The organism is Allorhizocola rhizosphaerae (assembly GCF_003426775.1).
Taxonomy (GTDB): Bacteria; Actinomycetota; Actinomycetes; order Mycobacteriales; family Micromonosporaceae; genus Allorhizocola; species Allorhizocola rhizosphaerae.
Genome location: NZ_QJUG01000255.1, coordinates 1 through 11225 on the forward strand (window position 1 = coordinate 1; position 11225 = coordinate 11225).

Consider the following 11225-nt stretch of genomic DNA (forward strand, 5'->3'; position numbering starts at 1 on the left):
CGGCCGGTCCGGGAGGGCCGCCGGGACCCGCGCCCGGGCCGCCCTCGCCGGGCTGGCCGCTGCCCGGCCGCCGCTCGGTGGACGGCGTCGTCGGCGTGTCGGATGCGGGCTGGTCGCAGGTTGCGGCGCCGGTCAGCAGGACCGTTGCCAATAGCGCCAGGAGATGGTGACGACCCACGGTGCTCACCTTTCAACGTTGTAGTGCGTCGATGGGTTGGATGCGGGACGCGCGCAGCGCCGGGTAGAGGCCGGCCAGCAGGCCGGTGACCGTGCCAAGCAGCGGAGCGGGCAGGGTGGTCCAGGGTTCGACGACCGCCGTCCACTCCCGCATCGCGGCGATGCCGGACACCGTGGCGATGCCGAGGCACGTGCCCACGAGGCCGCCCAGGCTGCCGAGCACGGCGCTCTCGCCGAGGAACTGGGCGGCGATGTGGACGCCCCGTGCGCCCAGCGCTCTTCGCAAACCTATTTCCGGTACCCGTTCCAGCACCGACACAAAGGTGGTGTTGGCGATCCCGACCGCTCCGATGACCAGGCAGATCGCGGCCAGCACGAGGAACAGGGTGTTGAGGTCGGTGCTGACCGCCTCCCTGAGGCTCCGCGGATCCGGCGGCGCGATGACCTTCAGCCGTTCGGTGGCGTCCGGCCGCAACGCGACCGCGGCCTGCGCGGCCACCGCCTGCGCGGCACCGAGCCGGGTCTCCACGGTCACCCGCAGCGGCTCGCCCCGCCCCGGCAGGCCCCACAGCTGGCGCACGGTCTGCTCGGGTACCAGAACGGACAGCATCAGCTCGGCATGGCGCTCCACTTTGGACAGCACACCCACCACCGTGAACGGCACGCCGTCGATGAAGACGGCCATCCTGCCGTCGAGCTGGTCGATGCCGAACCGCGCGGCGACGGCGCTGCCGACGACCGCGACCCGCTCGGCCCTGCGGTTGTGAAAGTCGTCGAAGAGCCTTCCCGCCGCCAGTTCCGGATGGGCGACGGCGACCGCGCCGGGGCTGACGCTCACCACCGGCAGCCGATCGATCCGCGCCGGCTCGGCGGCGGGAAGGCGGCTGACCGACCGCTGTCCGGCAGACCACCAGACGCCGGCCATGACGACGCCGTCGACCGCTCGCAGCCGCTCGATGGCCCCCGCGGGGAACGGGTCTCCGGCCAGCTCCACGTCGGAAGCGGTGTCTTCGACCGTCACCTCGGTGGCCGACAGCTCGGTGAACTGCTTGCTGATCTGGCCGCTGGTGGTGGCCGTCAACCCCAGGACCGTGACGAAGGTCGCGACGCCGAGCAGCGTGCCGAGCGCGGTCAGCATCGAGCGGCCGGGACGCTGCAGCACACCGGCGAGCGCCTCCGCGCACAGGTCACGAACGTCCATTCGCGACAGCGAAACGGCAGACCGCTCTCGGCGGCACAGGCGGGCGATCAACCGGTTCACCGCTTCTCTCCCAAGATTCCGTCTTGGATGGTGACAGTGCGGTTGCCGCGGGCCGCGACCCCGGGATCATGGCTGACCACGACCACGGTCATGCCCCGCCGGTTCAGCTCGCCCATGAGGTCCAGCACCGAGGCGGCCGTCACGGAGTCGAGATTGCCGGTGGGCTCGTCGCACAGCAGCAGGCTCGGCCGGTTGACCAGTGCGCGGGCGATCGCGACGCGCTGGCGTTCGCCGCCGGACATGGTGGACGGCAGCGCATGAGTGCGATGGGTCAGCCCGACGCTGTCGAGCGCGTCCCGGGCCCGCACGGCCCGCTCACCGCGGGGGACGCCGCTGTACAGCATGGCAAGGATCACGTTTTCCAGCGCGCTGCGGTGGACCAGCAGATGGAATGCCTGAAACACAAAGCCGATCCGCTGCGCACGCACCGAGCTGCGTTCGCGTTCGTTGAGCCGGGAGACGTCGATCCCATCGAGCCGGTAGGCGCCCGTGCTCGGCAGGTCGAGCAGGCCGGCCAGGTTGAGAAACGTCGATTTGCCGGAGCCGGACGGGCCGACGACGGTCACGTAGTCTCCAGATTGGATGGACAGGTCGGCGGGGCGCAGCGCCGGGACCGGGGGCGGGCCGGGATACGTGCGGCCGACCCGCTCGAACTCGATGACCGGCGGGCCCATCAGCCGCGAGTTCCCTGCGTTGCCGGGTTGATGCCGAGCAACACGTTGTCGCCGACGCCCAGTGCGCCGGCCTCGACCGGCGTGACCTCGACGTAGCCGTCGCCGCTGTGTCCCACCCGGACGGGCACGACGCGCTTGCCGCCGGAGGCGTCGACCACCGTGACGGTCTCCACCGAGTCGGCGCCCGCGGACACCGCGGACACCGGCACGACGAGCGCCGGCGCGGAGGTGGCCGCCACGGTCACGGTCAGCCGCACGGTCTTGCCGGCCAGTGCGGCGTCCATCGGCGAGTCGGCGCGCACCACGACCGCGAAACCCGCCTGTGTGCCATCATCGCCGCCCGAGTTGCCGCCCTGGCCCGAGCCACCCTGACTGTTGCTGTCGTCATTGGACTGTCCGCCCGCCGCGATGATCGCCGCCGCGTCCGCGCCCACCGCGGACACCTTGCCGGGCACGCTGGTGCTGGAGTCGTCGACCATTATCTGTGCCGTCTGCCCGACGGCGATGCCCTGATCGGCATTGCCGGTGAGCGTGCCGGCGGCGATCACGTCGCCGGTCGCCAGCACCACGACCGGGCCCTGGAGTGTCCCGCCGATCACCGTCTTGGCGCTGACCACGCGAACCGGGAAACTCGGCACGAACACCACCTCGCTCAGCGGCAGCATCGGCCCGGTGCGCGACTCCAGCTCCGCGAGCTTCGCCTTGGCCGCGGTGAGCGCGGACTTGGCCGCGTCGATGGCCGCCTGCGCCGGCGGGTCTGCCTGCTGCGCCTGCTCCAGCGCCGTCTGGGCCGCCTCCACCTGTGCGCGGGCGTCGGCGACCGCCCGGTTGTCGGTCTCGCCCGTGTCCGGGACCGGGTATCCGATGTCCTGGTACAGCTTGACAAGCGCGTTCTTGGTCGACGGCCCGAGCGTGCCCTCGTTTTGCTTCACCTGATATCCGATGTCACGCAACGCCTGCTGCAGCTGGCCGATGTCCTTTCCGGACGCTCCGGGCCGCAGATCCCGGAAGCCGGGCACCGTGCCGGCCAGAAGGATCACCGGCCGGCCGGATATCTCCGCGATCACCTGTCCGGCCTTCGGAACGTCACCGGGCTTCACCCGCACCCCGGTGAGGATCACCTTTTCCGCGCCCCACGCCGAGGCCGGGGACACCCCGATCGACTGTGACTGCGTGATCGTGCCCCGGAAGACCACGGTCTTGCGCAGCACCCGCTGCTCGACCGGCACGGTCAGCAGGGTGAATTCGGGTGCCTCGGTCTCGGCGGCGAGTTGCCGCGGCGACTTGATTCTCGTCGCCAGGGCGACGCCGCCGACCGACAGCGCCGCCAGCCCGGACGCGCCCCAGAGCAGGATTCTTCTGCGCCGTACCAGCGGCGTGGGTGAGTCCGTCATTTCCCACCTGACGCGATGACCTTCGCGGCGTTCGCCGCTTGCGCGGTGTACAAACTCTTGACCTCGTTGAGCTCCGCCGCCTTCTGGTCGATGATTCTCTTCTGGTACGCCGTCTCGACGGCCAGCATCACGCCGACGACATTGTGCTTGTTCTTGCATTTGGCGTCCGCGACGGCGGTGTCAATCTCCACTTTGCTCGGTTCGTCGGCGCTCCAGCGCCGGTCTTCGTTGGCGGCCTTGGGATCCGGATAGTCGAACCCGAGCTCCTTCATGCATTTGCTCCACAGCGCGTTCACGGCGGACACGCGGCTGTCGGCCATCATCCGGCCGTAGGATTCGTGCCGAAGGCCTTGCACGTTGAGCTTTATCGTGTCGACGCCGTCACCGCCGAGCTTCGCCGCGGCCTCCTTGCTGCAGCCGCCCTGCGGCACGGGCTGGCCGTTGAAGGTCGTGGGGCCCTTGCCCTCGACGATGTTGCGGACGTCGCTGGAGATCTCCACGCGGCCCGCATTGCGTTCGGCCGCAACGCGATCCATCTCATCGCGGGCCTCTCGGCTGAGATGGTAACCGTCCGTCTGGGCCTTGGCCTCTTCGAAGACGAAATACCTTCGGGCGTTGAGATTCGGACTTGTCGTCGAGTCGCCGCCCAGGCTGATCGGGAACTCCAGGCCGAAGCGGGCCACGCATTGGCGCAGCAGGATGTTCTGCGCGGCCGAGATCGTGCGCTGGGTGGAGTCGTCGGGTAGATAGCTGTCGAGCGGGAGCACGATCTCGCTTGCGGTGCGGACCGTGGGGATCGCGCCCAGCGCGGGTTCTCCGTTGTCGCTCGGCTTGTCCCCACCGTCGCACGCCGCGATCGCGGCCAGAAACACAAGCCCGGCAAGCAGCAACGATGGGCTGCTCCGGGATCGGGACACCGAAGATGTACGGGGAAGAGTCATGGCGGAAGCCTCTATCGTTTTGATCTTATTGCTAGCGATATTCGAGAAAGAGCCAGCTATGTCTATATTATGAGCCGCGTCGGGCAAGATTGGTGGTGCTGCGCAAGCCGACCCGTGCGGTCTGCCCGCCAGGGCGCTGGCCTGCCCGAATCCCGCGGGCAGGCCAGCTTCGGACACACCGGATTGTCACCGGTGCGAGGATGGAGCCGGCTATGCCTGGCTACACGGCGAAGTAGTGCGACTCGATGTCGAGGTCCCACCCGCCGAGAGTGGCGTAGTACCAGCAGTCGGTGGGGACAGGGCACACTCCGTACCGGTTGGCTACGTACCAGTCACCGGTATAGTTGGCACCGGTCCAGAACACGACCCTGAAGTCCGGGTCGTAGTTGGCCACGCTGCGCTGGTTGTTGGCGGGGTTCTGACCCGCGCCGGTTCCGGGGCACCACGTGGTGCTGCGGAAGATTTCGCCGGCGTAGCTGGTCTTGTTGCTGACCTCGTCGTAGCAGGATTGGGTGAAGCTCTGCTCCCACCACTGGACGAACTCGTAGAGGTCCCCGACGCCGTCGTTGTTGGCGGCGTGCGCGGGACTAGGCACGAACGTCATGGCCACTGTGGCCATGGCCGCCGCACAGATCATCCCCACTTTTCGAAACATGATTCTCCTCTGTCGATCCGGCAGCCGCACGAAGCGCTGCCGCCGCGGTATCCGCCATCGGGTTCCATGCAGAGGGGACTGCGCATATCCCCCGTCGCCTCCCGATATGCGGCCATCGATTGCAACCGACCAACAGAGCATTCCCAAGCGCTTTCATGAACGCCATAGAATTCAATACAGTGAAATACGATATTGCGGCCCGACCGCCGAATATCACGTAAGGAATTGCTGCACAACGCGCTATATGCGTGATCTGAATCGCATGAAGTCGGATCAGCGACATCGCATTGCGGCCATGCCTGTCAGCAAAAGCCGCTACAGGCGATTCACGGTAGTGCGTTGACAATATCGGCGATCGACCGCCGGCGGCCCGTGTAGAACGGGACCTCTTCGCGCACGTGCCGCCTGGCCCGGCTGGCCCGCAGGTCGCGCATCAGGTCGACGATCCGGTGCAGCTCGTCGGCCTCGAAGGCGAGCATCCACTCGTAGTCGCCCAGCGCGAACGACGCGACCGTGTTGGCCCGCACGTCCGGATAACCGCGCGCCATCCGGCCGTGCTCGGCGAGCATGTCCCGCCGGTCCTCGTCTGGCAGCAGGTACCACTCGTACGACCGGACAAACGGATAGACGCACACATAGGCACGGGCGGGCTCGCCCGCAAGGAACGCGGGAATGTGGCTCTTGTTGAACTCGGCCGGCCGGTGCAGCGCCGCCTGCGACCACACCGGTGCCATGGACCGCCCCAGCTCTGTGCGCCGGAATTGCGAATACGCGTCCTGCAGCGCGTCGGCCGTGCCCGAGTGCCACCAGATCATGAGGTCGGCGTCGGCCCGCAGGCCGGACACCTCGTACACCCCGCGGACCGTGACGTCCTTGTCCCCCAACTGAGCCAGCAGCGAGTCCGCCTCGGCCGCGACCGGCTCCCGCATGGCCGGCAGCGGCCGGTCGGCGCGGAACACCGACCACATCGTGTACCGAATGGTGTCGTTCAACTCGCGAATCATGGCGGCGTTGCTCGTCATGCCATCCATCTTTCCAGAAGCAGGTCGGCGGCCTGCCAGCCGGACTTGACGCACGCCGGAATGCCCACCCCGTCGTAGGCCGCACCGGCCAGCGCGATGGGCCGGTCGCGCAGCGACGCGCGGAACTGCGCGACCCGCCGCACGTGGCCGGGCTCATACTGCGGGAGGCCCCCGCCCCACCGGTCCACGCGGGCAGCGAGCGGCGCGGGCAGCGCACCGACCACTTTGGACAGATCGCGCCGGGCGAGCTCGACGAGCACGTCGTCGGGCGCCTGCAGGACCACCGGGTCGCCCGCGCGGCCCAGGCTCAGTCGCACCATCGTGTCCTTGACGTGCGGCCACTTGCGCGAGAAGAACGTGGCGGCCTTGATGGACAGGTCTTCTGACTCGGGGACCAGAAAGCCCGACAGCTCGGGCAGCTCGACCGGCGGGAGCTCCATCGTGACCAACGCCACGCTCGCGTACTCCAGCGGCGGGTGCCCGTCCAGCAGGCGCGCGGCCTTGGCCCCCGGGACCGCGAGCACGACCGGGCCGTCGGGCAGCGCACGCACCGGCTCCAGCAGGTGGATCTGCGCGCCCAGGTCGGCAAGGCGGGTCGTGGCCGCCTCGATCAACCGGCTCAGCCCGCCCACGACCGTGCCGAACACGGGCTCACCCGTGGACGGCCGCACGCCGCGGCGCACCGCCTCCGCAAGCGTGTGCTCGGTCTGGAGCAGCTTGAACAGCCCCGGCATGGTCGCCTCAAGCGAGAGCCCGTCGGCCCGCCCGGCGTAGACCCCGCCCAGAAGCGGATCGACGAGCTTGTCCACGACGTCGTCGCCCATGCGCGCCCGCACCACCTCGCCCACCGACACGTCGTCCGCTCCCACCACGGGTTGCCCCGTGTCCACATCGGACCCGCCGAGCGCGGCGACGCCCTCCAGGTCGGTCTCCGGCCCGGGAATGCCCAGGAACGTGCCGCGCGGCAGCGGTTTGAGCCCACCTTTGATGAGCAGCCCCGCGGGCAGGCCCGTCGGGTGCACGATGTCGTCGGCGAGCCCGAGCAGCTCGCACAGCAGCACGGCCGCGCTCGGTCCCCCGCCCGGGTCGCGCATCAGGAAGTTCTCCGCGCCCGCCTCAAGACCGTGTTCCGTGCGCAGCTTGCCGCCCAGCCGGCCGGAACCCTCGCGCAGCGTCACCGCCGCGCCCGCCTCCGCCAGGCGCAGCGCCGCGCTCAACCCGGCCATCCCGCCGCCCACTACGGTCACCTCACGCATGCTCCCCAGGCTAACCATCGACGAGAAGTTCCCGCCCCGTGCACCAACAATTCTCCGAACGGTTGGCGTGTCTCACCGGACCGCAGCGCGATCATCACTCATGGTGTGTGTCCATGACGTGGGATTTGCACGACTACCGGCTCATCACAGCCAGTGCGTATCCGGGCCTGATGGGCCCGCTCGCCTCACATCCGTCGTGCGTGTGCATCCTGTCGGGGGACGCCGACGAACACAAGGACCAATCGAAGGTCGCGACGGTCTCGCTGGAGCGCGTCGACGGCGTGCGGCGGCGGTGGCGCTTCGGCGACGTCGCGCGCCTGGCCGACTTCGTGCCGAACGTGCTCGCCGAAAGCGGGCCCGACCCGCGGCCGCTGTTGCTCATCCCGCCGCGCGTGAGCCCGGCCTGGGAGGCCGCCGCGGCGGCGTGGAGCCAGGACGTGCGGCTGGTCGGCCGGCCGGCCGGCGAGGTCGGGCGGATCGCCGAAAACAAGATCTTCGTTCGCGAACGGTTGCGGGCGTTAGGGGTACCAACGCCAAAGTTCTTTAAAATAGACGCATCTGAGCTTTCCTATCAAAGGCTGGCCGATGCGCTCGGGACGCCGTTCGTGTTGCAGGCGCCCAACGGTGCCGGCGGGCAGGGCACCTATCTCGTGACGGATGAGCAGCATGTGCTGCGCGCGGTGTGCGATCGGCCCGACGTCGGGCAGTGGCTGGCATCGGCGTACGCGGGCGACGTGACGATCAGCGTTTCCGCTGTTGTCTATGATGATGCGGTACGCATCATGCCCGCCTCGCTGCAGGTCAGCAACATCGCGGAGGCGGGCGTCGGGTTCGGCGACTACTGCGGCAGCGAGTTCGGCATCGACGTGCCGCCGGGCGTCTACCAACACGCCGAGAAGGTGGCGTGGTGGCTGCACGAGACCGGGCACCGGGGCCTGTTCGGCGCCGACGTGGCGGTTTCCGGACATGAGATCGCGTTCCTGGAAATCAACCCCCGCATCCTGGGGTCGTCGTGGTTGTTGAGCCGCGCGCAGCAGCGGGCGGGCCTGCCGCAGGTGCTCGAGCAGCACGTGCTCGCGCTCCTCGGCCACGCCGCCCCACCCGACGCCGGGCTCCAATGTGGACGCGCGAGCTCGCTGATCCTGCGCTGGCGCGGCGAAGCCGGCGTCGTGCGCGCCGTGCCCGCCCCCATGCCCGGCCTCACCGCGCTGCCCCGCATCGGCACGATGGTCCTGCCCGGCGCCATCATGGCCCGCCTCGAATCGACCCGAAGCCTCGCCGCACCCGGCGGCACCGCCCTGCTGCCCGACACGGCCCGCACGGTCGCGCGCCTGTGGGACGCCTTCGACGTCAGGCCACCGTTCACGACCCGTTCGTGACGCGGTAGCAGTCGAACACGGCCTCGACCCTGCGGACCGCCCGGAGCAGATGGGCAAGATGCTTGGTGTCGGCCATCTGGAAGCTGAACCGGCACACGGCCACCCGATCCGGGCGCACATTGCCGGACGTGCTCAGGATGTTGACCCCTTCATCGGACAGCACCCGGGTGATGTCGGCCAGCAGCCGTGACCGGTCGAGCGCCTCGACCTCGATCGCCACCGTGAACGACGAAGCGGCCGTCGCCCGCCAGTCCACCTCGACGAGGCGTTCGAGCTGTGGCAACAGCTCGAACGCGTTGTCGCAGTCCTTGCGGTGCACGCTCACCCCACCCGATCGGGTCAGGAACCCGAAGACATCGTCACCCGGCACCGGCGTGCAGCATCGGGCGAGTTTGATCCACAAGTCGCTCACGCCCTTGACCACGACTCCCGGGTCCTCGGCCGTGGGTTTGGCGGGTCTGAGCGACGACGTCGGCAGCTCCTGCTCGGCGCTCGTGCCGGTCAGGCGCCCCGTCACCGCCTGGGCCGACAGGTGCCCCTCGCCAATCGCCGCGTAGAGGTCGGAGACATCCGGGTGTCCCAGCTCGTGGGCGATGCCGTGCAGGCTGCCCGCCACCGCGCGCTCCAGCCGGATGCCCAGCCGCCGGAACGCCCGCGCCAGCATGGACTTCCCGGTTTCGATGGCCACCTCGCGCCGGTCGTGGTGGAAGTACTGCCGGATCTTCGCGCGGGCCCGTGGCGACTTGGCGAACCCCAGCCAGTCCTGGCTTGGCCCGGTCGTCTCCGCCCTCGACGTGATGATCTCCACGATGTCCGCATTGGACAGCGGCGACTCCAGCGGGACGAGCTTGCCGTTGACCCGCGCGCCGATGCAGCGGTGGCCGACCTCGGTGTGTATCGCGTAGGCGTAGTCGACCGGCGTGGATCCCCGGGGCAGCAGGATCGGTTCGCCCTTGGGCGTGAACACCGCGATCTCCTCGGCGCCCAGTTCGTAGCGCAGGCTCTCCAGGAAGTCGTCGGGACTGCTCGCCTCGCGCTGCCAGTCGAGCAGGCTGCGCAGCCACAGCAGGCCGTCGTCGTGGGCGACGGCATTGGTGCGGCCGGCGCTTTTCCAGTGCGCGGCGATACCGTACTCGAACAGCTCTTGCATGGCATGCGTGCGGATCTGTATCTCCAGCGGTTGTCCGTGGGGCGCGATCACCGCGGTCGACAGCGCCTGATGCAGGCTCGCGGCGGGCATGGCGATCTGATCCCGGAACCGGCCCGGCATCGGCTGCCACGTGGAATGGATGGCACCGAGCGCGAGGTAGCACTCGGCCACCGCCTCGACCCGGATCTGCACGGCGATGAAGTCTTGCGGACTACGCAGGTCCCCGCCAGACGCGAGCATCCTCTGATAGATCGCATACAGGTGGACGGGTGCCTCGGTGATCGTCGCCTCGATCCCCTCCCGGCGAAGGTGTAATTGCAGCTGCTCGACGATCAATCGCAGCCGCATGTTGCGCTGTGGCGCGTAGTCCGCGACCAGGCGCACGATCTCGTCGTAGCGCTTGGGGAACAGCGCGGCGAACGCCAGATCCTCCAGCTCCCACTTGATGGTGTTGATGCCCAGCCGGTGGGCCAGCGGTGCGAAGAACTCCAGCGTCTCCCGCGCAATCCGCTCCTTTTGCGCGGGCATGAGGAAGCGCAGCGTCCGCATGTCGTGCAGCCGTTCGGCCAGGGCGAGCACGAGGATGCGCGGATCGCGGGCCGACGAGGTCATCAGCGTGCGGATGGTCGCGGCAAGGTCGGCCTCGCCCAGCTTGATCCCGCGGCTGTGGGCCACCCCGGTGACGAGCAACGCCACCTCCGGCCCGAAGTCGGCCTCCAGATCGGCCCGCGGGTAGGTCGTTTCGGTGGGGAGATCCTTGACCAAGGCCGCGACCACGGTGGGGGTGTCCATGCCCAGATCGGCCACGATCGCGGCCACCGCGAGCGGGTGCGTGACGTGCTCGTCGCCCGACTTCCTGAACTGGCCCGCGTGCCACTTGGCGGCAGTCTCATAGGCCCGGCGCACGAGCGCCGCGTCGGCCCTAGGGTGGATGAGCCGGTGCGCCTCGATCAGCCGGCGCAAGGCGTCCGGCACATCCGGTTGCCGCCACGGCACCGTGAAGCGGGCCAGTGCCCGGCGCCCGCGACGGTCCCCGGCACCCGCGAGCGCCTCGGCGGCCCAGCGCCGCTCGGCAGGCGAGAATTCCGGATCGCGGGTCAGCCGGGCCAGCAGGCGCGCGATGCGCGGGTCCTGCGCCCGCGCGAGCGCCTGCAGGGCCCGCTGCGTGTTGGGTGCCGCCGCTTCGGCCAGGGCGAGCAGTGCCCACCGGCGATAGGCCAAACCGTTGCGGCGCTTGCGAATCTGGCGAATCAGCAGGGCCTGTCCGGTGCGCGCGTCCAGCTGCGCGGCGGCCGTCACCGCCAGGCGCATCTCGT

At 69.4% G+C, this 11225-nt stretch carries 9 protein-coding genes; 1 reads left to right on the top strand and 8 read right to left on the bottom strand.

Annotation, left to right across the window (positions count from 1 at the left end; genetic code table 11):
* Nucleotides 1-190 precede the first annotated feature (190 nt).
* From DM816_RS35580 to hemG, 7 genes are all read right to left on the bottom strand, one after another.
* On the bottom strand, nucleotides 191-1378 hold the full coding sequence (locus tag DM816_RS35580) for an ABC transporter permease (protein WP_117214887.1): 1188 nt from the start codon (nucleotides 1376-1378) through the stop codon (nucleotides 191-193).
* Between the two features lie 56 nt (nucleotides 1379-1434).
* Nucleotides 1435-2112, bottom strand: a complete 678-nt coding sequence (locus DM816_RS35585; RefSeq protein WP_117214889.1) for an ABC transporter ATP-binding protein — start codon at nucleotides 2110-2112, stop codon at nucleotides 1435-1437.
* The gene (locus DM816_RS35590) at nucleotides 2112-3506 is read right to left on the bottom strand and encodes an efflux RND transporter periplasmic adaptor subunit (protein ID WP_117214891.1); all 1395 of its coding nucleotides are present in this window, start codon (nucleotides 3504-3506) and stop codon (nucleotides 2112-2114) included. The genes DM816_RS35585 and DM816_RS35590 overlap by 1 nt, the downstream gene beginning before the upstream one ends.
* On the bottom strand, nucleotides 3503-4624 hold the full coding sequence (locus tag DM816_RS35595; RefSeq protein WP_211589001.1) for a hypothetical protein: 1122 nt from the start codon (nucleotides 4622-4624) through the stop codon (nucleotides 3503-3505). The genes DM816_RS35590 and DM816_RS35595 overlap by 4 nt, the downstream gene beginning before the upstream one ends.
* Nucleotides 4625-4667: 43 nt before the next feature.
* Nucleotides 4668-5102 (bottom strand): hypothetical protein, encoded by a 435-nt coding sequence (locus tag DM816_RS35600; protein WP_162908168.1) that lies wholly within the window; start codon nucleotides 5100-5102, stop codon nucleotides 4668-4670.
* A gap of 326 nt (nucleotides 5103-5428) precedes the next feature.
* The gene (gene hemQ / locus DM816_RS35605; RefSeq protein ID WP_117214896.1) at nucleotides 5429-6124 is read right to left on the bottom strand and encodes a hydrogen peroxide-dependent heme synthase; all 696 of its coding nucleotides are present in this window, start codon (nucleotides 6122-6124) and stop codon (nucleotides 5429-5431) included.
* Nucleotides 6121-7389, bottom strand: a complete 1269-nt coding sequence (gene hemG / locus DM816_RS35610) for a protoporphyrinogen oxidase (protein ID WP_425455314.1) — start codon at nucleotides 7387-7389, stop codon at nucleotides 6121-6123. The genes hemQ and hemG overlap by 4 nt, the downstream gene beginning before the upstream one ends.
* Nucleotides 7390-7493: 104 nt before the next feature.
* Here hemG and DM816_RS35615 point away from each other — a divergent pair, with 104 nt between their 5' ends.
* The gene (locus DM816_RS35615) at nucleotides 7494-8759 is read left to right on the top strand and encodes an ATP-grasp domain-containing protein (protein ID WP_117214900.1); all 1266 of its coding nucleotides are present in this window, start codon (nucleotides 7494-7496) and stop codon (nucleotides 8757-8759) included.
* Here the strand turns inward: DM816_RS35615 and DM816_RS35620 are convergent.
* Nucleotides 8743-11225: RelA/SpoT family protein (locus DM816_RS35620; protein ID WP_162908169.1), on the bottom strand; the 2483-nt coding region annotated here is incomplete at its 5' end. The two genes, DM816_RS35615 and DM816_RS35620, sit on opposite strands and share 17 nt — an antisense overlap.

What these genes read in the sequence shown, in the direction of transcription:
- DM816_RS35580 (WP_117214887.1), bottom strand. Translation starts at nt 1,378, where the DNA reads ATGGACGTTCGTGACCTGTGCGCGGAGGCGCTCGCCGGTGTGCTGCAG.
- DM816_RS35585 (WP_117214889.1), bottom strand. Translation starts at nt 2,112, where the DNA reads ATGGGCCCGCCGGTCATCGAGTTCGAGCGGGTCGGCCGCACGTATCCC.
- DM816_RS35590 (WP_117214891.1), bottom strand. Translation starts at nt 3,506, where the DNA reads ATGACGGACTCACCCACGCCGCTGGTACGGCGCAGAAGAATCCTGCTC.
- DM816_RS35600 (WP_162908168.1), bottom strand. Translation starts at nt 5,102, where the DNA reads ATGTTTCGAAAAGTGGGGATGATCTGTGCGGCGGCCATGGCCACAGTG.
- hemQ (WP_117214896.1), bottom strand. Translation starts at nt 6,124, where the DNA reads ATGACGAGCAACGCCGCCATGATTCGCGAGTTGAACGACACCATTCGG.
- DM816_RS35615 (WP_117214900.1), top strand. Translation starts at nt 7,494, where the DNA reads ATGACGTGGGATTTGCACGACTACCGGCTCATCACAGCCAGTGCGTAT.